This is a genomic window from Acidisarcina sp., assembly GCA_035539175.1.
Taxonomy (GTDB): domain Bacteria; phylum Acidobacteriota; class Terriglobia; order Terriglobales; family Acidobacteriaceae; genus JANXZS01.
This window is the reverse complement of the sequence record DATLIY010000007.1, coordinates 1,275,798-1,299,656: the sequence shown is the minus strand read 5'-3', so window position 1 is coordinate 1,299,656 and position 23,859 is coordinate 1,275,798. Positions and strand designations below refer to the sequence as shown.

The 23,859-nt window shown below is 58.7% G+C and carries 15 protein-coding genes; 11 read left to right on the top strand and 4 right to left on the bottom strand.

Annotated features, from left to right (window positions below; translation table 11 throughout):
* Nucleotides 1–16: 16 nt before the first annotated feature.
* Nucleotides 17–700 (bottom strand): redox-sensing transcriptional repressor Rex, encoded by a 684-nt coding sequence (locus tag VM554_08145; GenBank protein ID HVJ08342.1) that lies wholly within the window; start codon nt 698–700, stop codon nt 17–19.
* Between the two features lie 224 nt (nt 701–924).
* On the opposite strand from VM554_08145, the gene VM554_08140 reads away from it, so the two are divergent.
* The 11 genes from VM554_08140 (at nt 925) to VM554_08090 (ending at nt 17,630) form a co-directional block, all read left to right on the top strand.
* Nucleotides 925–2,274 (top strand): MFS transporter, encoded by a 1,350-nt coding sequence (locus tag VM554_08140; protein HVJ08341.1) that lies wholly within the window; start codon nt 925–927, stop codon nt 2,272–2,274.
* Nucleotides 2,275–2,492: 218 nt separating this feature from the next.
* The gene (locus VM554_08135; protein ID HVJ08340.1) at nt 2,493–5,783 is read left to right on the top strand and encodes a TonB-dependent receptor; all 3,291 of its coding nucleotides are present in this window, start codon (nt 2,493–2,495) and stop codon (nt 5,781–5,783) included.
* A gap of 292 nt (nt 5,784–6,075) precedes the next feature.
* Complete coding sequence (locus tag VM554_08130; GenBank protein ID HVJ08339.1) at nt 6,076–6,816, top strand: FadR/GntR family transcriptional regulator; 741 nt, start codon at nt 6,076–6,078, stop codon at nt 6,814–6,816.
* Nucleotides 6,817–6,868: 52 nt separating this feature from the next.
* Complete coding sequence (araD, locus tag VM554_08125) at nt 6,869–8,623, top strand: L-arabinonate dehydratase (GenBank protein ID HVJ08338.1); 1,755 nt, start codon at nt 6,869–6,871, stop codon at nt 8,621–8,623.
* 29 nt (nt 8,624–8,652) lie between these two features.
* Nucleotides 8,653–9,381 carry a ribonuclease activity regulator RraA gene (locus VM554_08120; protein HVJ08337.1) on the top strand — a complete coding sequence of 243 codons (729 nt, stop codon included), beginning with the start codon at nt 8,653–8,655 and terminating at the stop codon, nt 9,379–9,381.
* A gap of 189 nt (nt 9,382–9,570) precedes the next feature.
* Entirely contained in the window at nt 9,571–11,151 is a 1,581-nt protein-coding gene (locus tag VM554_08115; GenBank protein ID HVJ08336.1) for an aldehyde dehydrogenase (NADP(+)), read from the top strand.
* A 126-nt stretch (nt 11,152–11,277) separates the two neighbouring features.
* A complete protein-coding gene (locus VM554_08110; protein HVJ08335.1) occupies nt 11,278–12,297 on the top strand; it encodes a hypothetical protein in 1,020 nt (339 codons plus the stop codon).
* Nucleotides 12,298–12,327: 30 nt separating this feature from the next.
* The gene (locus VM554_08105) at nt 12,328–14,226 is read left to right on the top strand and encodes a phosphoenolpyruvate carboxykinase (GTP) (protein HVJ08334.1); all 1,899 of its coding nucleotides are present in this window, start codon (nt 12,328–12,330) and stop codon (nt 14,224–14,226) included.
* Nucleotides 14,227–14,340: 114 nt separating this feature from the next.
* The gene (locus VM554_08100) at nt 14,341–15,027 is read left to right on the top strand and encodes a response regulator transcription factor (GenBank protein HVJ08333.1); all 687 of its coding nucleotides are present in this window, start codon (nt 14,341–14,343) and stop codon (nt 15,025–15,027) included.
* Entirely contained in the window at nt 15,024–16,454 is a 1,431-nt protein-coding gene (locus VM554_08095) for a HAMP domain-containing sensor histidine kinase (protein ID HVJ08332.1), read from the top strand. The genes VM554_08100 and VM554_08095 overlap by 4 nt, the downstream gene beginning before the upstream one ends.
* A 132-nt stretch (nt 16,455–16,586) precedes the next feature.
* Nucleotides 16,587–17,630, top strand: a complete 1,044-nt coding sequence (locus tag VM554_08090) for a YncE family protein (protein HVJ08331.1) — start codon at nt 16,587–16,589, stop codon at nt 17,628–17,630.
* Nucleotides 17,631–17,709: 79 nt separating this feature from the next.
* Here VM554_08090 and VM554_08085 read toward each other — a convergent pair whose 3' ends face one another.
* The 3 genes from VM554_08085 to VM554_08075 are packed head-to-tail and all read right to left on the bottom strand — an operon-like array spanning nt 17,710 to nt 23,568.
* Complete coding sequence (locus VM554_08085; protein ID HVJ08330.1) at nt 17,710–20,916, bottom strand: efflux RND transporter permease subunit; 3,207 nt, start codon at nt 20,914–20,916, stop codon at nt 17,710–17,712.
* Complete coding sequence (locus VM554_08080; GenBank protein HVJ08329.1) at nt 20,913–22,259, bottom strand: efflux RND transporter periplasmic adaptor subunit; 1,347 nt, start codon at nt 22,257–22,259, stop codon at nt 20,913–20,915. The genes VM554_08085 and VM554_08080 overlap by 4 nt, the downstream gene beginning before the upstream one ends.
* 1 nt (nt 22,260) lies before the next feature.
* Nucleotides 22,261–23,568, bottom strand: a complete 1,308-nt coding sequence (locus VM554_08075) for a TolC family protein (protein HVJ08328.1) — start codon at nt 23,566–23,568, stop codon at nt 22,261–22,263.
* Between the last annotated feature and the right edge of the window lie 291 nt (nt 23,569–23,859).

The window sequence follows — 23,859 nt, the reverse complement described above, 5'->3', positions numbered from 1 at the left end:
GCGCAACGGTTGCCGGTCAGTTTCCTTGAATGGGATTCCGGAATCGTCTCGACAACTTCCAGGAGAGCGACGCCAGCGAAGAGTAGAGATCTTCGTTATGCACGAAGATGTGTTCTGGAACTTTCAGCTTCACTGGGGCGAAGTTCCAGATGGCCTGGATGCCTGCGTTCACCATCACATCTGCCACCGCCTGCGCCGCTGTGGCAGGAGCCGTAATGATTCCCAGATGGATACTCTTCCGCTGTGCAAGCTCGCCCAGCTTCTTGAGCGGCAATACCTTCTTCTCGTGGATCCGTTGGCCGATTTTTTCAGGATCGGTATCGAAAGCAGCCACGATGCGCAGGCCAAACTTCGAGAATCGTTGATGGCCGAGAAGCGCCGTGCCCAGGTTTCCCACTCCCACAAGAAATGCCTCGTTTACATTGTTCCAGCCGAGAAATGTTTCAATGGCCTGGATGAGTGCGGGGACCGAATAGCCAGTCTTCGGCTTGCCGATGATGCCCGTATACTGCAAATCCTTGCGGACTTGTACGGGGACGCAATTCAGGTCCCGGCCAATGAGGCTGCAGGAGACCTGGTGTACTCCCTTTGCCTCAAGATCCACCAGGTAATGGTGGTACTGGGGCAGCCTTTTCAGGCTAGCCTGTGGGATGGATGGCGCCTCCGCCGCCTTTGCAGGCGATACATTCGATAAAGTCATATCGATACCAATCTATCTGAATATAGGGCGGGATATTTCAGGAGACTGTGATCTCGATCACGACCAATCCGGCCCCCTAATGTAAGACAAGTGTAGCTATTTAGTTGACAACCTCTCTTTGCGAGCATTACGTTCCCCTATGCGTGGAAGCCGTTGGTAGAGAGAATCGGGCTCCGAATCACGGCTGTTGCTTCACGGATGAGGCAGAGTTTCACGGGAGAGAGATGACAGCGGACAGCCACGAGGGGATCCCCAAGGCGAGATGGGTGCGCATCATACCGGCCACCATCCTGATCTACATCGTTGCCTACATGGACCGGATGAACATCAGCTTTGCGATTGCGGGCGGGATGAACAAGGAATTGCACCTCTCCATGGCTGGAGCGGGCCTCGCTGCCGGAATGTTCTTTATCGGATACATGTTGCTGCAAGTGCCGGCGGGGCATATCGCCGAGCATTTCAGCGCCAAGGTCTATATATTCTGGGCGATTCTGGCGTGGGGGTTGGTCTCGTTTCTCACCGGGCTGGTCCGCAATGCGCCGGAGTTGATGGTGATGCGATTTCTGCTGGGCGTAGCGGAGGGGGGAGTCTATCCGGCGCTCCTGGTTCTGGTGGGCAAGTGGTTTCCTGCGAAGGAGATAGGAAGGGCAAACGCCCTGTTTTTGATGAGCCTGCCGCTCTCCACAATTCTGACCAATCCTGTCTCCGGCTGGATCGTATCGAGATATGAATGGCGGTGGCTGTTCTTCCTGGAGGGCGGGATATCCCTGCTGCTGATCCTCGTCTGGGTACCCATGATCAGCGATAAGCCCAGCGAAGCAAAGTGGATTTCCCGCGAAGAACGGGAGTATCTGGAAGGGACACTGGGGGCAGAGCGTTTAGAGCGCGAGCGCGCCTTCCAGGCGGCTGGCCGCGTTCATGGGTCCTATAAGCAGCTACTGTCTGACAAGAATCTGTGGCTCATGGTTCTGATCATCATCTGCTACACCACGGGACAGTATGGCTACACGCTCTGGCTGCCCACCTTGCTCGCCAACCTGACGAAGATGAGCCTGGGGAAGGTCGGTTGGCTGACGTCGCTTCCGTTCGTCGCGGCCCTTGGCGGCCTGTATCTCTTCGGCTTCCTGTCGGACAGGGACGGCAACCGGCGGCTTTGGACGGCGCTCTCGCTGGCGGGGTTTGCGGTGGCGCTGTTGGCTGCGACCATGTCGTCCCGGTGGGTGTGGGTTTCCTATGGCTTCCTGGTCTTCACCGGGCTCTTCCTAAAGTGTATGCAAAGCCCGTTCTGGGCTATGCCGTCGCTGTTGTTTCCCCCGGGAATCTGCGGAGGTGCCCGGGGCGTGATCAACGCGGTTGGGAACCTGGGTGGCTTTATCGGTCCGATCCTGGTTGGCCGGTCCGTCACTTACAGCGGGCGAATGGAGTATGGCAACTATGCCCTGGTCCTGGCGCTCGTGGTGGGCACTCTTCTCACTTTTCTATTGCCCAAGGTGACAACCGGGCGGAGTCAGGACCCCGCTCTCCCGCAATTTGTAACCGCACTGGACGCAAAAGCGGACTCCAAAACCTCATAAAACGAGTGCTCGCAGCCAGCGGTTTTCACGATTTCCATGATTGGGCGCCCATGGATTCCGAATGAAATGAGCATGTTGGAATAAGAGCCTCATTTTTTGTCTGTCATGTTAAAGAAAATGCTTGACAGGTATTGAGCGACAGTAATATCAATCTCGGCTGTGGAACAGAAGTTGTCTTACATCTTGATCGTCGATGCGACAACATAAGGGGTTCAACTATGACAATTTTCACATTCAAGGGAGTGCGCCTGGCTATGGCGCTGCTGGTGACTCTGGTAGTGGTGTTTTCTACAGATGTTCAACTCTTCGCCCAGGTGACGGGAGCCACGCTCTCTGGAACGATCACCGATGCCTCCGGTGCCGCATTGCCGAATGCGCAAGTTGTCATCGAAAACCGCAATACGGAGACCACGCGCACAACGGTGAGTGATAAGAGCGGTTTCTACAGCGCGCCGAATCTTCGTCCCGGCAGCTATGAGGTCACCGTCACTTCTCAGGGCTTTGCTACCGCGTCCCGCAAGGGAATCACGCTGAACGTGGGCGGCAGCCAGGTCATCGACGTCCAGATGAAGGTGGGCCAAATCAGCGAGCAGGTGGAAGTGGACGAACTGGCTCCGCTGCTTCAACTCGGATCCTCAGAGCTCACCTCGGTTGTGGATTCGACTGCAGTACGCGAGCTTCCTCTGAACGGCCGCAGCTGGACCGATCTGGCCACACTCCAACCAGGGGTCACGCTGCTGAAGACCTCATCCAATCCTGCACACGGCGCCGACCGCGGTGAGCACGGATTTGGCACGCAACTCTCGATCGGTGGCGGCAAGCCGGTGCAGAACAACTACCGAATGGAAGGCATCAGCGTGAATGATTACGCGAACGGTGCTCCAGGCAGCGTGCTTGGCGTATCGCTGGGTGTCGATGCCATTCAGGAATTTTCCGTAGTCACCAGCAATTACTCCGCGCAGTATGGGCGGACCTCCGGGGGAGTTATCAACGCAATTACGAAGTCGGGAACAAATACCTTTCACGGCAGCGCATATGAGTTCTTCCGCAATAGCGCTCTGGATGCAAGGAACTACTTCGATTACGACGCCAATGGCAACCCCTACAAGGCACCTTTCAACCGGAATCAGTTCGGAGCGTCTGCGGGCGGTCCGCTGCACAAGAATAAAACTTTTGTCTTTGGCGACTACGAATCCATTCGGCAGAGCAAGGGTATTGCCACCACAGCCGTTGTGCCATCGGCAGAGGCTCGAAAGGGAAATCTGACCACGGGTCACGTGGATGTGGATCCGTCAGCCGCGGCCTACCTCCCGCTCTGGCATCTTCCGAATACGCCGAGCTCAGGCCCGAGCGATACGGGAATCTATTCGTTCACCGGACAACAGATCCTCACCGAGAATTACTTCACCGTGAAGGTGGATCACACGTTTACTACTAACGACAGCATGTCGGGCTCCTACATGTTCGACAACACACCGTATTCCGCTCCCGATGGGTTGAATATTTCTCTCCAGGGACACCACGTGCGGCGGCAGGTCATCACTGCATCGGAGTCGCATCTCTTCAGCCCGGCCGTGCTGAATGCCTTCCATGCCGGATTCAATCGAGTCGCGGCACTGAACAACGTCGGCGTAGCCCCAATCAGTCCTCTGGCGAAGGACACGACGCTCGCTTCGACTCCGGGCCAGTTTGCCAGCCGCGTGAACGTCGGTGGACTAACAAGCCTGCCGGGAGGATTGGGCGCGGTCGACCATTTCACCCACGGGTACAACTCCTATCAGGCATATGACGACGTCTTCTGGACGCGCGGCAATCACAGCCTGAAGTTCGGCGCTGCTTACGAAAATATTCGCAGTAACTCTACCGCTTATGCGGATGCCGCAGGTAACTGGGCCTTTGGTTCGCTCGAGGCCTTTCTTACCAACAAGCCTGACAGCTTCGATTCAGCCCTTGGCGGGGCAACACCTCGCAACATTCGTCAGACGATATTCGGTGTCTACGTGCAGGACACATGGAGGCTTCACAAAAATCTCACACTCGATCTTGGTCTGCGGTATGAAATTACCACCGTGCCCAGTGAGGCTCACGGCAAGTTTGTAAGCTTGCGGAACATCGCGGATGCGACTCCAAAGATTGGAGGACAACTCTTTGCCAACCCCACGTTACACGACTTCGAGCCTCGTCTGGGTTTTGCCTGGGATCCGGTTGGAAACTCCAAAACGGTTGTGCATGGCGCCTTTGGAATGTTCGACGTTCTCCCGCTTCCTTACGTAGTCGCTTTGCTGGAGGTGCGCCCCGCTCCTTTCTATAAAGTAGGAACCGTCAGCTCTGGTCTGGATGGCACATTCTTTAAGGGTGCGTATCCCATGTTGGGCGTCAACTCGCTCGCATCCACTTATATACAGCAGAAGCCGCATCGGAATTACGTGATGACATGGGGACTGAACATCCAACGCGAAATCACTCCGAACCTGGGGGTAATTGTCGGCTACGTCGGCTCCCGTGGACTGCATCAGCAATTCAAGGTGGATGACGCGGACATGACGCTACCGACCCTGACGCCGGCCGGCTATGTATTTCCTTACTCGGCCGATCCCACAGCGACTCTTCCCACCTTAAACCCCAACTTTGGCGCGATTCGCTCGCTGTGGTGGAATGGCAGCTCCTCCTATCACGCGCTGGACATCGGCGTTACAAAGCGCATGGGCAAGGGCTTCCAGTTCCAGGGCTCCTATACCTGGTCCAAGAGTATGGACAACAACTCCACGGGTTCGGGAGCAGACTCCTACGGCAACTCTCTCAGCAGTCTGCACTGGTATGACCTGCGCCTCACCAAGTCCGTCTCGGACTTTAACACCCCAAGAGTGCTTAGCCTGAGCACGACATGGGATGTGCCGAGTCCACACATCAACCGGCTTCTGGGGCAGAAGCTCCTGGGAGGATGGGAGCTGGGAGGCATCTTCAGCGCGCAGGATGGACAGCCGTTTACGGTCCTGGTTGGAGGCGACGCAGTGGGACAGAACAGTAGCGACCCATTCTCGTTTCCTGACAGGCTCTCGACTCCCGGGTGCAAGTCGCTGGTGAATCCCGGCCACATCAACAATTACATCAAGACAGAGTGCTTCTCCATGCCGACGGCTCCATCGGCCTCCTTCTATAGCCAGTACTGCAATCCGGTGCTGCCGTTTCCCACCTGCATTAACAAGCTCGGAAACGCGAGACGGAACATACTGTCTGGCCCCGCGTTACGGAATCTGGACTTCTCCGTCTACAAGAACACCCCATTCCGGCGTATCTCCGAGAGCTTTTCTACGCAGGTACGGGTGGAGTTCTTCAATGTCCTGAACCATACAAACTTCCAGTCTCCACTGGATAACAACACGCTGTTCGCCCCAGGAGCCAACGCTGATGGATCTCTTGCCTATCCCCGGCAGGATGGTGCTGGCGTCATTGACCAAACGACAACCGACTCGCGGGAGATCCAACTTGCCTTCAAGGTGATCTGGTAGGTCACGGAAGACAGTTGTCGCGGCTAGCCGAAACACTGGCTCGGCTAGCCGCGACACTCGCTACGCCATGGACAAATGCTGGACGGACAGGTTGTCTGGCCAATCATGTTGAGTGATGCAACGGTTGCCGCCTGCTCGTGCGTGGTTAGAGCCGTAAATTTGTCTGACATGTATTGACAAATTTTTTGCTAACGACAAAGATGGAAACGCGGCTCATTCGTTTTCCAACTCGCTCGATGAATGCCACGCATCTGCGGATCCATCAGCCGACCGAGGCGCCAGGAGGCAGCAAATGATTACGAACTCGACCTCTCTTAGAGAGTCCACTTCCACCGAGGAGGCATCCGGACGATTGGCAGATCGAATCTATGAGCGGGTTATCGAGCAGATCGTTCGAGGGGATTTTCACGTTGGCGACCGTCTGCCATCGGAGAGCCAGTTGGGTACGGAGTACGGGGTTTCGCGGGCAGTGGTACGAGAGGCTTTGGCGCGTCTCCACGCAGACGGAGTTACGGTAAGCCGCCGCGGTGCGGGAACCTATGTACAGCGCCAGCCGGGCCGCGAGTTCCTGCGATTGTCTCCCATTGGAGGCATTGCCGATCTGATGCGCTGCTTTGAATTCCGCGTGGCGCTGGAGGGCGAGGCGGCATCGCTGGCTGCTCAGCGCAGAAGCGATGAAGATCTGAAGTTGATTGAGGATGCCTTTGAGCGATTGAATCAGGTCAATGCGGCGGGGGAGCTGGGCGTGGAAGAGGATATCCAATTTCATGCCGCCATTGCCGCTGCGAGCCGCAATCAGCTCTTCATTCAGACGCTGGAAGCTCTCGCGCTTCACGTCTTCAACGGCGTCAACCTGACGCGCCATCTCTCGCTTGCCCGCAACAGAAGCAGACTGGCCCTGGTTCAGGAAGAGCACTCCCGCATTCTGGAAGCGATTCGTGATCCTGACCCGGAAAAGGCCCGTACGGCGATGCGTGCACACATTTCCAACGCCCGCAATCGAGCTCTCGACGACAGCACGGAACCGTCCTGACGGTTGGGACCACGAAACAGCAGCCAAAGGATGATCCCGGGGATATCTGCCAATGAAAGAGCTTTCAAAGAAACGTAAATCTCCTGAACAACTGCGAAGCCATCGCTGGTACGGAGTCAACGATCTCCGCTCCTTCGGGCACAGGTCGCGCACTGCGCAGATGGGTTATACATCCGCGGATTATGCGGGCAAGCCGGTAATTGCCATCGTGAATACGTGGAGCGACATCAATCCCTGCCACACTCACTTCAAGGACAGAGTGGAAGAGGTGAAGCGCGGGATCTGGCAGGCGGGCGGTTTCCCCGTCGAAATGCCTGCGATGACTTTGTCGGAGCCCTTCCAGAAGCCGACGACCATGCTGTATCGGAACTTCCTTGCGATGGAGGTTGAGGAGCTTCTGCGCTCCTATCCCTTCGATGGTTCCGTGCTGATGGGCGGCTGCGATAAGACGACTCCCGGATTATTAATGGGTGCGTTCAGCATGGATCTCCCGACAATCTATATGCCGGCCGGACCAATGCTTCGTGGGAACTGGCAAGGCGTGGTGCTGGGCAGCGGCACGGATACATGGAAGTACGCAGCGGAGCTGAAGGCAGGCAAAATTACCGAAGCCGAGTGGAAGGGGATCGAGACGGGCATCGCCCGCTCCCCAGGCCACTGCATGACGATGGGTACCGCATCGACGATGACGAGTGCAGCGGAAGCGCTCGGCATGACTCTGCCTGGATTTTCCTCTATTCCGGCAGCGGATTCGCGCCACGCCCAGCATGCGTCCCTTACTGGCAGGCGGATCGTGGAGATGGTCTGGGAAGACATGAAGCCGTCCGACTTTCTTACGGCTGGGTCTTTTGACAACGCCATTACTACCGTGCTGGCTCTGGCTGGCTCAACGAACGCGATGGTGCACTTGATTGCCTTGGCGCGCCGCGCCGGAATCAATCTGACCCTGGACAGGTTTGACGAGCTTGCGCGCATTACGCCGGTGCTGGCAAACATCCGGCCAGCCGGTGAGTTCCTGATGGAGGATTTCTTTTACGCCGGTGGCCTGCGCGCCATGCTTGCAGAGTTGGGCGAATTGATCGACGGCGAGCAGATGACGGTGAATGGCTCGACCATCGGAGAAAACGTCCAGGGAGCAAAGATCTATAACGACATCGTCATTCGACGTCGTACGAATCCGCTGGTGAAGAGCGATGGTCTGGCGGTGCTGCATGGCAATCTCGCGCCGGGAGGGGCAGTGATCAAGCCCCCGGCCATGGAGGCTCGCCTGCAGCGGCACACTGGACCCGCGGTGGTATTCCACGACTACAACGATATGGCGAAACGCATTGATGACCCGGCGTTGAACGTGACTGCCGATTCAGTAATCGTTCTCCAGAATGCAGGGCCGATAGGGGCTCCGGGAATGCCTGAGTGGGGACAGCTCCCCATTCCTGAAAAGTTGTTGAAGGCAGGCGTCCGGGATATGGTCCGCATCTCCGATGCGCGAATGAGCGGGACCAGTTATGGAGCCTGCGTGTTGCATGTGAGTCCGGAGTCGTTCGTAGGCGGTCCGCTGGCCCTGGTGCAGGATGGCGATCAGATCGAGTTGGATATTCCAGCGCGCAAACTGAACCTACTTATCTCCGACGAAGAAATGGCGCGGCGTAAGGCTGCGTGGGTTGAGCCGAAACCGAGATTTGACCGTGGCTATGGAGTGCTCAATCAGCTTCATGTCACGCAGGCTGACAAGGGTTGTGACTTCGACTTTTTAGAGGAGCCTGTGAGGGCGCACAACACAGGTATGGTCGACCCTGAAATTCATTAGAACTTGACTGCTGTCTACCCAAGGAGCACATGGTGAACCAACTCAGTGATCAGGCGCGCAACCTACTTAAGCACGTGAGCACGGCGACCTTAACAACCCAACTCTTCCGACGCGGTTTTCGCAATGTGTTCATGCAGGGTGTTGCACCTCTCGGCAAGCTTGAGGACGGCAATATGGTAGGACCCGCCTTCACTCTGCGGAATATTCCAGCTCGTGAGGACATCGATGTTCTGGATATATTTCTCGACCCCGAAAACGCGCAGCGGAAGGGCGTCGAGACCGTTCCGCCCGGCCATGTTCTCGTGCAGGACTGCCGCGGAGACAAGACCGCCGCATCGTGTGGTGCGATTCTGACGACCCGGCTAAAGGTGCGCGGAGCTGCGGGAATGGTGTCCGATGGCCCCGTGCGCGACAGTGGAGTGATCGCGGCCTGTGGCCTGCCTGTCTTCTGTGCAGGTGCAAGCGCGCCGACGAATCTCATCAAGCATCACTCCGTGGACCTGAACCTGCCGATCGGCTGCGGAGGCGTGGCTGTGTTTCCCGGGGACATCATTGTCGGGGATATCGATGGGATCGTTGTTATCCCACAGCATCTGGCGGAGGAAGTTGCCCTCGATGCCGCGGAACAGGAGCGGATGGAAGCATACATCTTTGAACGCATCGAGGCGGGCGCTCCGCTGCGCGGGACATATCCTCCCGATAGCGCGACGAAGGAGGCTTATGCTGCCTGGCGTCGTGAGAACGTGCCTGCATGGTGACCAGCGGATTTTGCGGGAGACAGCCGGCCTGAGTGCGCCACGGTTGCCAGGAACCGGGCGCGCTCCATCAAGGCTTCCATCGACCGTGAAAACGCACGAGCTTCCTCGGCCCGAAGGCCCCTTTCGGAAGGGCCGAGCCCTTCGAAATTTTGAGTTTATTTGCGCCGCAATTGGATGAGGACATAAGGGATGAAAATCAAAGGAGCAATGCTGATTGGTAAGTCGGAGGTAGTCGGTACGCAGGGAACCATTCATGCGTTCAATCCTGCCGCCGCTGCCGAGCTGGAACCAGCCTTTGGCGTGGGCAGCGAGGCGGAGATCGACCGTGCGTGTACGCTGGCGAAACAGGCCTTCGATTCGTTTCGTGAGACGAGTCTTGCTGATCGAGCACGCTTTCTCCGCCGCATCGGCCAGGGAATTCTGGACCTTGGGGATACCTTGATCGAGCGGGCGCAGGCGGAGACAGGCCTCCCGAAGGGACGCATCGAGGGAGAGCGTGGCCGGACGGTCGGGCAGTTGGAGATGTTTGCTTCTATCGTCGAGAAGGGGCTGTGGATTGGCGCGGTCCTGGATTCGGAATTGCCGGAGCGCAAGCCTCAGCCGCGCCCTGACCTGAGGCAGCGAAAGGTCCCTCTCGGCCCAGTGGCCGTGTTCGCGGCGAGCAACTTCCCCTTAGCCTTCTCGGTGGCAGGAGGGGACACTGCATCTGCACTGGCGGCGGGATGCCCGGTTATTGTGAAATCCCATTCCTCGCATCTGGGCACATCCGAACTTGTGGGACGCGTGATTCAGCAGGCGGTCGCCGAATGCGGTTTGCCTGAGGGTGTCTTTTCGCTTGTGCTGGGTAAGGGAAATGTTATTGGCCAGGCGCTGGTCAGCCATCCGGCGATCAAGGCGGTGGGCTTCACCGGTTCGCGGCAGGGCGGCGTTAGCCTGATGAAAACGGCTGCAAGCCGTCCGGAACCCATCCCGGTTTACGCGGAGATGAGCAGCATCAATCCCCTCTTTCTGTTCCCATCGGCACTGGAGAAGAACGCCGAGTCGATAGCCAAGGGGTTTGTCGACTCCATGACGCTGGGGGTGGGACAGTTTTGTACGAATCCGGGGATTGTTATCGGCATAGAGAGCAGCGGCTTCGACCGGTTCCGCCACGCAGCGGAAAGGGAGGTAGCTGCTCGCGCATCCGCCACCATGCTGTCGCCGGCAATTCATACGGCGTACCAGCGAGGGGTGGAACGCCTGGCCTCGGCGGAAAGCGTGGAAACGCTGGCGAAGGTTGAACCTGGCGAGGGAAATTGTCTTGGGTCGCCAGCGCTGTTCTCCGTTGCGGCAAAGCATATCTTGTCCCGTCCTGAACTGGCCGCCGAGGTGTTTGGCCCTTCCTCGATCGTGATTTCGTGCACAACGGCGGAAGAGATGCGCGCCATCGCCGAGTGGCTGGAAGGGCAACTGACGGTCTCCCTCTTTACGGAAGAGGAAGACCTTGAGATGGCTCGCCAGTTAATGCCTGTGCTGGAGCGCAAGGCAGGGCGGATTATCTTTAACGGATATCCCACGGGAGTCGAAGTCTGCTGGTCCATGGTCCATGGCGGACCTTTCCCTGCAACGTCGGATAGCCGGACGACTTCAGTCGGTGGCAGAGCTATTGAAAGATTTCTAAGGCCGGTTTGCTATCAGGGCGTGCCTTCGGCTCTTCTGCCGGAGTCGCTCCAGGACAGCAATCCATTGAAGATACCCCGTATACGCGATACGAAAATTGAGCAGTCCTAACTGGTAGCATGTGCGCGAGCTCGATGGTTTTCCGGCGTTGCTTCCGCGATGCGCCTGTTGCTTATCTTCAGCCTGTCATGGGCACCATACCCCCCGGAGCGTGAAACGCTCCCATGGAAGGATCGGATGCGAAATCTGCTGACATTTCTCTCTATCCCCGCACTGTGCCTGACGCTGGCCGCGGATGCGCAAACCAAGACTGCGGCGCCGCTTAGCCTGATTCACCGGTATCAGCTTCCGGCTTCCATCAATGGACACTTCGATCATTTCGCGGTCGATGCTGCAGGGAAGCGGGTCTTCGGGACAGCAGTGGAAGCCAAGACCCTGGTGGTCTTCGATTTGAACAAAGGCGAGATGACCCGTGCTGTCCGGGGAATCGAGGAGCCACGAGGTGTTGTGTATCGGCCAGATGTAAGCAGGCTGTATGTGTCGGACGGAGAAGGCGCGGTACACATCTTCGACTCCAACACGTTCCAGCCTCTCAAGACGTTGAAGGTTCTGGTCGATGCTGATCCTGTGGCGTACGACCCTGCCACCAAGCATCTGTTTGTGGTCAACGGCGGCGAAAAGGCAAAGCATACCTATTCCGACATCACCGTTTTCGATACGACGACCGAGGCCCAGATCGGCGATATCCGGCATGACGGGATCGAGACCGAGGGGATGGCGGTGGAGAAAGGGGGACCACGGCTGTTCGCCAACAATCGCGACAAGAATGAAATTGATGTCTTTGATCGCGTGAAGCTTACGAGCCTGGCAACCTGGCCGGTGACAGCTAAGAAAAATACCGTCATGGCGCTCGATGAAGCGACGCATCGTATGTTTGTGGCGTGCCATGAGGGGCAGCTGGTTGTGATGGATCTGAACAGCGGCAAGGAGTTACAGACCCTTCCTATCGGCGGAGGCGCGGATGATATTTCTTTTGATCCGGCGACAAAGCGTATTTATGTATCGGGCGGAGCAGGGAAGGGCGCCATCGACGTCTATCTGGAAAAGGACGCGGACCACTATGAGGCGCTGGGGCGAGTTTCTACCGCTCCTGGAGCCGCAACCGGGCGTCTCATTCCCGAACTTGGCGAATACGTTACGTTTGTCCCGGCTCAAGGGGCACGGCGAGCCGAGGTATTGGTTTTCGCCGTAAAGTAGATCGAGCAGATCGATGGGGGAGCCAAAGATATGCAGAGACAAGTTAGCCCGCGGTCCTATGACGAGGGAGACAGCGAGAGCGATATGCTTGCTTCGACCGGCCGAATGGAGAAGGTCACGTTGGACTCTCCGCCTCTCAGCACCAACAAACACCTGATCCGCTGGGTGGAAAAAATGGCCGATCTTACGCGTCCAGACCATATCCACTGGGTGGATGGCTCGAAGGCAGAATACGATTTTCTCTGCGATCAGCTCATCAAGGCCGGCACTTTTACCAGGCTGAACCAGGAACTGTGGCCGGGCTGTTTTTATGCGCGTTCCGCACCCAACGACGTGGCTCGCGTGGAAGATCGCACCTTCATCTGCTCGCTCTCCAAGGACAATGCCGGGCCCACCAACAATTGGGAAGACCCGTTCAAGATGCGGCGCAAGCTCAAGCAGCTCTTTCGAGGCAGCATGCGCGGCCGCACCATGTATGTGCTGCCATTCAGCATGGGGCCGGTCGGTTCGCCCATGTCGCAGATCGGGGTTCAGCTCACGGATTCGGCATATGTCGTCGTCAGCATGCGCATCATGGCCCGCATCGGCGCGCCTGTCTTTGCAGAGATCGATAAGGATGTGAAGCGCGTAGTCCCCTGCATGCACACCGTCGGCGCGCCGCTTGCTCCGGGGGAAGAGGATGTTCCCTGGCCCTGCAACGGCACAAAGTACATTGTCCATTTTCCTGAGACACGCGAGATCTGGTCCTACGGCTCCGGCTATGGCGGCAACGCATTGCTGGGCAAAAAATGCTTTGCTCTGCGCATCGCCTCCAACATCGCCCGTGACGAGGGCTGGATGGCCGAGCACATGCTGATCCTTGGCGTAGAGTCTCCGACCCACGAAAAGACCTACGTTGCGGCGGCCTTCCCCAGCGCGTGCGGCAAGACCAACTTCGCGATGATGATCCCGCCGAAGGGCTTCGAGGGCTGGAAGATCTGGACGGTCGGCGACGATATTGCATGGATTAAACCCGATGCCACCGGTCAGCTTCGCGCTATTAATCCGGAGGCGGGCTTCTTTGGCGTCGCGCCCGGCACCTCAGCGCGGACGAACCCCACTGCGATGGCTACGCTGGCCCGCAACAGCATCTTCACCAACGTAGCTCTCACTCCGGAAGGTGGTGTCTGGTGGGAGGGGATGACCGATACTCCACCGCCGGAGCTGATTGACTGGCGCGGCAACCGATGGACGCCGGAGATAGGTAAGGCCACCGGGGCTCCCGCCGCACACCCCAACGGCCGATTTACCGCGCCTGCATCACAGTGTCCCACCATCGATCCCGCATGGGAGGCGCCGGAAGGCGTGCCTATCTCCGCTTTTATCTTCGGAGGGAGGCGACCGACCACCATGCCGCTGGTCTATCAGGCTTTCAACTGGTCTGCTGGCGTATACATCGGCGCCACCATGGGTTCGGAGACGACGGCTGCTGCCGGTGGTCCCACGGGCCATGTCCGCCGCGACCCGATGGCGATGCTTCCATTCTGTGGCTACCACATGGGCGACTACTTCCGGCACTGGCTCCGCATGCAACGAAACCTGTCGGCGACGCCGCGCATCTTCCATGTCAACTGGTTTCGCAAGGACGAGGAGGGAAGATTCCTCTGGCCAGGCTACAGCGAAAACATGCGTGTTCTGAAGTGGATCGTCGATCGCGTTCGCGGTCGCGCCCTCAGTAGAGAGACTCCTATCGGGTGGACGCCCTACTTTGAGGACATGAACTGGGAGGGCCTGGACTTCCCCCGCGAAACCTTCGAAGTCCTCCAGACGGTGGACCGCAAGCAGTGGAAGCGAGAGGTGATGGGCCACGAAGAACTCTTCCTCTCCCTACACGATCACTTGCCGCCCGAGATGATTTATGAGCGAGAATTGCTTATCTGCAGGCTTTGATCCTCGGGCGGCAGGAGCTTGCGCCCCTGGGATTGCTTCGAGGATTCCTGCCAGGATCGCTGCCGCCGCTTCCAACTGCGGCAGAGGCACTGAAGTTTCAGACGAGGCGCAGGGATGCGTGTACTTGTAGTCGAAGATGAAAAGCGGCTCGCGGAAAATGTTGCGACGGCGATTCGCGAAGGGGCAGGATTCGCTGTCGATGTAGCGGAAGATGGCGAGGCCGGGCTGCAGTTAGCGGGATACGGCCATTATGACTTGATTGTTCTGGATCTGATGCTGCCGAAGATCGACGGGCCATCTCTGCTGAAGAAGGTGCGGACGCGGGGGAACAAAACTCCGGTGCTTGTGCTGACGGCGCGTCAGGGCAAAGAGAGCATCATTGAGATGCTGAACCTCGGCGCCGACGACTACCTGCCGAAACCCTTTGATCTGGGTGAACTGCTGGCGCGGGTCAAGGCCCTTGTGCGCCGCGGCAAAGGTGTGGCGGCTCCAGTGCTGCGGATGCAGGATCTGGAGTTGAATACGCTGGAGCAGACCGTCAAGCGCGGCGGAGGCTTGCTGGAGCTGTCTCCCGCGGAATACCGCATTCTGGAGTATCTGTTTCACAAGCCGCGGGTCGTGGTGTCAAAGCAGGAGCTATTGGAACACCTCTACGACTACGCATGGGAGCGGCACTCGAACGTGATTGAAGCCCACGTGTCCAATCTGCGAAGAAAGCTGGACGATGGAGAGGGCCGGTCGTACATCGAGACGTTACGCGGCCGTGGCTATCGGTTACAAGCGGAGGCGGAGGGGAAATGAGGCGCTATTCGATTACGCGGAGGATCGTTTCCCTGGTGCTGGCGGTGGAGTTGGTGTCGGCCGTGTGTGTCACTGCATTCGCGTTCTTTTATGAGCGACACACGCACTTCCATTCGTTCGACATTGCATTGCAAGGGCGGGCGGATACGGTGATGGGCTCGGTCACCGAGAGTCCCGATGAGGGAACCGAGGCAGTGACCCTGGACATGGCGGACCTGTCGCTGCCGAAAGAGGCGCTCTTCGCCGTGCGCGAAGAGAATGGGCAGGAGCTGGGTCGCTCCAGGAATTGGATAGATCTGGATGAAGATTTGTGGAAGGGTGCGGACGGCTTTGTGAATCTTCGGGTCGCGGGCAGAGAGTACCGCGCGATACGCATGCACGGTTTGCGAATCGTCGATCCGGGAGTTGCAAATGTGAGGCACTCCATGGTGGTGCTCGTGGCAGCGCCGACACGGTGGGTCTGGCAGGAGGTGTTCGGCGCAGTCCGGATGTTTGCGCTGGCGAACGTGGTTCTTCTGCTGCTGACGGCTGTGCTGGTGCCGATGCTGGTTCGACGGAGCATTGGGCCGCTGACGATGCTGGCCGCCGAGGCTGGCCGCATCTCTCCGGAGCGCTGGCGGTTTCAACCGGCGGAAGAGATCCGAAGCGTGGAGGAACTGCGCCCGCTGGTGGAGGCGCTGGAGGGAGTCATCGGACGTCTGGAGAGATCGTTCGCGCAACAGCGTCAGTTTGTCAGCGATGGGGCACACGAGTTGAAGACAGCAGTTTCCGTAGTGAAGTCGTCGGTACAGCTTCTGGGGCTGAGGGCCAGAACAGCGCAGGAGTATGCCGAAGGGCTGGAGCGCTGCAACGCAGACTGCGCGAGGATGGAAGACCTCGCTCACAAGATGCTGCTGCTGGCGCGCGTGGAGGAATTCGCTCCTGCACAGGCGTCGGAGCGCACTGAGATCATGGACGGCATACGGTCGGCGATGGTGGAGCTTGCTCCGATAGCCGAGTTGCGGAAGGTGGAATTACGCAGTGATGGGCAGCGGGATCTGACCGCCGCGATTGCGCCGGAGATGTGGCGCAGTGTATGCGTCAATGTGCTCTTGAATGCCGTGCAACATAGTCCCTCTTATGGTGTTGTGAGAATGACGGCATCGCGGCGCGGAGATGTTGTGCTGTGTGTCGTCGAAGATGAAGGGGAAGGAGTCCCGGCGTCTGCGCTGCCGTATATCTTTGACCGCTTCTATCGCGGGGATCCGTCGCGCTCGCGGCGTACCGGAGGCACCGGCCTGGGACTGGCAATCTGCAAGGCGATCCTCGATCGCGCAGCCGGAAAGATCTCAATAGAGAACATCGCACTTGGTGGAACGCGGGTGAAGATCGAGCTTCCGCTGGCAGCGGCGATGGCTCTCCCTCGTGAAGGCGTCACCGTTTCCTGATTGGAAAGTTCTTCCTGCTTTTTCAGCACTTCTTTGCGGTCTTCAGGTGGTCTTCAGGAAGTAAGTGGAGACTGGCTATGTGCGCCTGCGTCACGGGCGCTGTCTTGGAAGAACCCAAAGGAGATAGCTGATATGCGACTCAGGAGTTTGCTGTATTCCCTTCCGGTGGTGGCGTCTGCGCTGCTGCCGATGAGCTCAACGGTTGCCGCGTTCGCGGCCGATGCGACAGGACCCTACTCGATTGTGGACCACTGGAAGATTGGCGGAGAGGGCGGCTGGGATTACCTGGTAACAGATTCCGCCAAACACACGCTGTACCTGACGCATGGGACGCGCGTGGAAGTAGTGGATACCGATACCGGGAAGGTGGTGGGCGCTATCCAGGAGTTGAAGGGAACCCACGGCGTGGCTCTGGATGCGGATGGGAAGAAGGGATACATCAGCGAGGGCGCCGGAAATGCTGTCGTCGTATTCGACAGGCAGACGTATGAAAAAGTTAACTCGATTCCGGTGGGCACCAACCCTGATGCGATTCTGTTTGAGCCGGTAACGAAGACCATTTGGGCGTTCAATGGGAAGAGCAACGATGCGTCCGTGATCGATGGGGACACACAGAAGGTAGTTGCGACGATCAAGCTATCCGGCAGGCCGGAGTTTTCCGTATCCGATGGCAAGGGAACAATATTCGTGAACATTGAGACGAAGAACTCCATCGTGCGCCTGGATGCAAAGTCGAAGGCGGTGACGGCGGAGTGGCCGCTGCCAGGGTGCGAGTCTCCTTCGGGCCTGGCGATGGATGTGGCGGGTCAGCAGCTGTTCTCCGTTTGTGACGGCAAGGTGATGACGGTGACGGATGCCAGTTCCGGTAAACAACTTGCTAAAGTGGCCATTGGAGATGGTTCGGATGCTGCTGCCTTCGAGGAGAAGAATCAACTGGCGTTCAGCTCCAACGGCGATGGCACTCTGAGTGTGGTGGATGCGAAGGCTCACAAGGTGATCCAGACGCTTGCCACGCAGAAGGGAGCGCGAACAATGGCTCTTGATGCCGGCAGGGACCGCGTCTACCTGGTGACAGCGGAGTTTGGACCGAAGCCTGCGGCCACGGCGGCAAACCCCAGGCCGCGTGCAACGCCTGTCCCCGGGAGTTTCACCGTAATTGCTGTTGGGCGGAAGTAAGTAGTTCGGAAGGCTGCGGCTGGTTACGCGAGAGCGTTGCCGGCCGCTTTTGTTTGGGGTGCACACAGCGTCTTACGCCTCAGGCTGGGTGGTTGCGGGTGAGGCTGTAGTAGATGACCGGAGTGACCACCAGGCTGAGGACGATCGAGATGAAGAGGCCCCCGATGACCGCGATGGCAAGTGGTTGCAGCATCTGGGAGCCGGCGCCGAGCGCGAAAGCCAGGGGAAGCATTCCGCAGACCGCGGCAATGGCCGTCATCACAATCGGACGGAGTCGGCGCTGCGCTGCGTGGAGCATGGCTTCCTTGGCAAGGTCGCGCCGCGTGTCCGGATCGCCGTCTTCGTTCTGTTCCGCTTCTGTACGGAATTTTCTGTCGGCATCGAGTAACAGGATTCCGTTCTTGGCGACGATGCCGATCACCATGATAAGGCCCATGAAAGAGGCAACATTGAAGTCTGTATGAGTGATGAGCAAAGCCAGAACCACGCCGGTGATGGAGAGGACGGAGCTGGTGAGGATGGCCAGAGGCGCGGAGAAGTTGCGGAACTCCGCCAGCAGCACGCCGAAGACCAGGGCCAGTGCGAGAAGAAGAACGCGGGCGAGATCGGCGAAGGACTTCTGCTGCTCCTGGTAGGTGCCGCCATATTCGACGCGCACGCTGGATGGCAGGTGGAGCCCATCGACGGTGGTGCGGACCTTGGCCATGGCGGTGCCCAGGTCTGAGCCTTCAAGACGGCCGGAGACGACAACCAGTTGCTGAAGATTCTCTTTGCGAATCTCATTCTGCGGCGGAAGTTGAATTACCTGGGCGAGCGAACCGAGAGTGGCGGTGTGACCGGTACTTGAGTTGAAAACGGTGTTCTGGATGGCGTCGAGCGACGCACGATTTTCCTGAGGCAAACGCACGCGAATGGTGTAGGGGCGGCCATTGACGACCATTGGATCGTTGGTCGGGAGGCCATCCAGAATGGATGTGGCATCTTCGGCGACTTCGGTCGGAGTGAAGCCGAGACGGCCTGCGACTACCGGTTCAATCTGGAAGCTGGTTGCGGGACCGCTGATGGTGTTGTCGATTCCGTTCTGGGTATCGACGACTCCGGGGATCTTGGCGATGGCGGCCTGCACCCGGGGACCGAGATCTGTCAGGAGCGCGGCATCGTGAGAGAAGAGCTTGACCTGAATGGGTTCGGGCGAGTTGGAGAGATCGCCGATCATGTCCTGGAGGACCTGAACGAACTCCACATCGAGGGCGGGCTCGGTGGCCTTAATCTGCTGCCGGACGTCTGCAATGATTTCGTCGATGGAGCGGGAGCGCTTGGTCTTGAGGCGAACGGTAAAATCGCCTGTGTTGGCTTCTGTAACCGCCGCAAGGCCCATCTGCAGACCCGTCCGGCGTGAGGTGATGGCCACTTCGGGAGTGTTGCGGAGAATCTGCTCTACATGCTGAAGAATGCGATTGGTCTCGGTGAGCGATGTTCCGGCTGGCGTCAGGTAGTCGAGGATAAACGCTCCTTCGTCCATCGCTGGAAGCAGGTCGGAGCCGAGGCCGGTGTAGCTGAAGTATCCGATAATCACGACCACTACGCACGCCGCTGCGAGAGCGAGTGGCCGCGTGAGGGCTGCGTTGAGGACGCGAGCGTGCACATGGAGAACACGCCGCATGATGGGGCCGCTGTCGTGTTCGCTATGAGGCTGGGCGGTCGCGTCTCCCTCGAGCATCTGCAACGTTGTACCCCGCGTCTCCGTTTCGGCTGCTGCTTTGGCTTTGCGGGAGTGGCTGAGCAGGAAGAGGCTCAACGCAGGAGTGAAGGTGAGCGCGAGAGCAAGCGACGTGAGCAGCGCAGCCGTCATCGTGATGGCAAGGGCGCGGAAGAAGCTGCCAGTAACTCCCGTGACTGAGATCAGGGGAAGGAAGACAACGACCGGGGTCAGAGTGGAGAAGACCAGCGGCGTGGTGATTTCGCGGAGGGCCTTGCGAACGGCTACGACACGCGTCTGCCCAGCGTCGCGATGGACAACGATATTCTCTACGACCACGATGGCATCATCGATCACCAGGCCGATTGCTGCTGCAAGTCCACCCAGGGTCATCAGGTTAAAGCTTTGGCCGATGAGCCAGAGAAACAGCACGGTGATCGCGACAGTGACGGGGATGACGAGGCCTGCGATGAGGGAAGAGCTCCAATCGCGCAGAAAGAGAAAGAGGATGACGCAGGCGAGTAGCAAGCCGATAAGGATTGCATCCCGGACACTGGCGATTGCTTCCCGGACAAGCTCCGACTGGTCGTAGAACGGAGTCAGTTGAACACCCGCCGGTAGCTTGGTCTTGAGTTGGTCAACTTCGCGGGCGACTGCGTCCGCTACTTCTACGGTATTGCTGGAGGGTTGACGGGCGATGTTTAGGAGAACCGCGGGATGGCCATTTGCCGTGACGGTGGTGTAGACCGGCATTGTGTCGGGACGGACAGTGGCGATGTCCGAGACTCGGACCGGCGCGCCTGCTGTCGTGGTCTTGATTAACAGATCCCCCAGATGTGCGGCATCGTGTGCCTGGGCTCCGACGAGTCCGAGGATGAGTTGATGATTCGCTTCATAGAGGCCGGGAGAATCGATGATGTTGGAGTTCTGGACCGCATTGACAATGTCGAGCAAGGTTACGCCGGTGGTCTGCAGCCGCGCTGGGTCCGGAATGATGTGGAACTCCGGGACCTGTCCGCCTTGAACGGTTACCGTACTGACTCCGTTGACACGGTTGAGCGGCGGCTTCAGGTCGTAGGTAGCGATCTCCCAAAGCTGTGTCTGGGAGAGCGTGTTGGACGAGAGCGAATAGCCGAGAATTGGAAACGTAGCGAAGGTAAGACGATGGCTCGTCACGCGCGCAGTGGGGGGCAGCGTCTGCTCGACTCTCGCGAGTGCTGCATCAACCAGTTGCAGCGTCAGGTTCATATCGACCGTCCAGTCGAAGAAGAGGCTGACCTCCGCGGAGCCGCGGCTGGTGGTGCTGCGCACGGTGAGGAGTCCCGGGACGCTGTTGACTGCTTCCTCGATAGGTTTGGTGACCGTCACCTGCATCTGTTCGACGGGCTGCACCCCGTTGTCCACGCCGATGACGACGCGCGGAAAGTTAGTCACCGGAAAGACAGAGATGGGGACTTGCATAGCCCCATAAATGCCGGCGAGGGTGAGAACCAGGAGGAAGAAGAAGATGGTTTTGGACGCAGTAGAGAGCCAGAACGATTCTTCCTTCGAATCAGCGGTATAGATCGGAGTGGCAGTCTGGCTCATTTGCCTGCGGCGTCCTTTCCGGCTTCGGGCTTTGCGTCAGCCGTGGATTTATCGTCTGCGTCGGGTTTGGCATTCGGGTCGGTGCCAATCTTGACCTTGGTGTTATCGTCCAGGCCGTAGCCGCCCGTGGTGATCACCATATCGGCGGTGGTCAGCCCGCTCAGGATCTGGACCGATTCCGCGGTCTGGATGCCGACGGTGACCGGCTTCTTGTGCGCCGTAGAATCCGCGGCGATCACCATGACCGATTTGCTGACGCCATCCGTAGCGGTCTGGACGGCCTCCGCCGGCATGATCAGTGCATTGGGTGCGGTGCGTCCGGTGATGGAGACGCGTACCGGGGTTCCGGCCTTGAAGATCCCTTTGGGGTTCTCGACGCGAAGCCAGATCTCGACCGTAGTGCTGCCAGGATCAAGCGCCGGACTGATGAAGGAGACTTTGGCCGGCACCGCATCAGGAACTCCAGGAATCGTAACGGTGGCAGTTGCTCCCATGGCCAACTGCTGTGCCTGCGTCTGCGCCAGGTGGAGCTTGGCCAGCAATGCAGAAGTATCCATCACCGTGATGAGCGGAGTGCCGGTGGCCGCGGTCTCCCCTGCGAACAGTGGCCGGTCGGTTACGACTCCGTTGATAGGACTGCGTATCTCGGAGTAGCTTAACTGGGCTTCAGCGCCAAGATACTTCCCCTGGGCAGAGGTGAGCTGGCCCTGCGCGCTCTGCAGTGCGGCTTTGCGGCTGACCTGCTGTACTGAGTCGAGGTGTTGTTTGGCTATGTCGTATGCTGCTTGAGCTTGAACCAGTGCGGCCTTGGCCGTGTCGAGGTCCCGCCCCGGCAAGGCTCCCTCGTTGAAGAGTTGTGTGCGTGCACGGACGATGCTTTGATTGAGGTCGAGGTTTGTCTTCGCCTGGAGAAGATCGGTCTGCGCCTTGGTCGTGTCTTCGGGAACCTGTGCACGGGTAGCGGTCTCAAAGGCTCCCTGAGCTGCTTTGTAGCTGCCCTGGTTGTCGAGTGCGGCAGCCTGCAGGTCTCTGTTTTCCAGCGTGGCAAGTAGTTGACCTGCTTTGACGTGCGAGCCGCGCTGCACGAAGAACTTGTGGACCGGGGCCGTGATCTTGGGGGAGATGGCAGCCTGTGCCAGGGGCGCCAGCGTGGCATCGGCGACGATCTGCTCGGAGATGGTTCCCTGTTCCGGATGAACCGCCTGCACATACACCTCCGGCGTGGGGGCCGCCTCTGGCTTGTTGCACCCCAGCGGGAGGAGAGCAGCACACAGCAGGAAGCCATGCAGATACAGGTGCTTTGATGCGGGGGAAGCTGCGCGGATAGGGTCGGAATGGGTCATATTAGAGCGTTCCTGTCAGAAGCTGTAGATCAGCGAGGGATGTCTGATACCGGATCATACCGTCTTCACGAGCTAATTCGGCAGTCGTGAGTGAGGTTTGCGCGTCGACGACTTCAAGGACCGTCGCTTCTCCGGCGGTGTAGCGAAGCCGGGTAAGGCGAAGGCTCTCCGCTGCGGTTTGGGCACTCAGGTCGAGCGCCTGGAGTTGGTCGCGCGCGACGACGGCTGCGGCGTAGAACTCCTCCAACTGGGCGATCAGACGCCTCTGAGTTGCACTCAGGACTACGCGGGCGGCATCGCGCCGGATCTTACTTTGGCGAACCCTGCGCTGGGTGGAGAGCCAGTCCCAGACCGGTATATCCAGCGTGGCGCTGGCGGAGTAGCCGAGATTGTGTACGCCGTCAGGGCCACGGGTTGCGAACTGAGGTGCATCAATACCGTAAGAAAAGTTGAGCGCGAGATCCGGAAGGTAAGCGGCTCGCGCTGCGGTGACATCGAGATTGCTGACGCGCAGCGAGGAAAGAGCACTCTGCAGCTCCGGGTTCGAGCGCGCAGCGGCTGCTTCAACTTCTGCCCGTGTGGCGAGAGGAGGTGGAACCGCAGGGACGGCGAGCGAGTATGGCGCGCGCGGATCGGGGAAGAGAAGCACAGCCAGATCCAGGCGGGATTTCTGACTTAGCAGGCGCGCATCGGCGAGATCTCGCTCTCGCTGTTGCTGCTGGAGTTGCGCTTTTACCACGTCAGCATGGGCCACCTCGCGGGCTGCCTCCCGTTGCTGTGTCAGCGTAGTAAAGCTGGCTGCTTCGGTGGCGGCCCGTTCGGCTACAGCCAGTTTTTTGTCGGCTGCCAGCAATGCGTAGAATAGCCCGACCGTGGTGGAGGTGAGGCCGCGGCGCGCGATCTCCAATTCCGCCGAAGCAACAGCAGCGGCGGCGGATGCGCGGGATACAGCGTTGAACTGCTGAAGGCCTACGGTCTCATTGACCTGGGCCTGGCTGGCGTACTCATGAACCGCATTGTTCGCGATGAAGCGCGGTGCGCCCTGCGTTCCGTTGGAGCCGGCTTGATTGGCTGTGAGGCTCGGCTGCGTATAGAGGAACTGGTTGTGGTACATGACGCTCGGAAGCAGTGCCGCGCGGGCAATGGAGTGGTCCAGGGCCGCGACCCGACTGGCTGCTGCGGCTGCCGCAAAGGTCGGCTCATTTGCCTTGGCGCGGGCCAGAACCTCTTCCAGTGTAAGGGAAACCGGGGTTACGGCATCGACAGCGGGCTGCAGGGCTACCGGCTGCTGCTGTGCGGCTAAGGGCATGGCAAGGCCCAGCCAGACACTACCCAGAAGGCTCGCCAGGGATCGTGATGGGATAACTCGTAGACGGCGTATCACGATAGTAACGATAGGAGAGCAAACCTGAAGAAGTGCTGAATTCCCGAATCTTTTTTTAAATTCTTTCAAGAGGCTACGCTGCGGCAGGGAGAAGCGCACCTCCTTTTGCTGCATAGGACTGGTGGTCATAAGGCCGCATATGTCACAAGAACTGTTTGTCTTCAGAAATAGTTGAAGGTATGATGGGGGGGAACATGGACACACTGATGAGCTCCG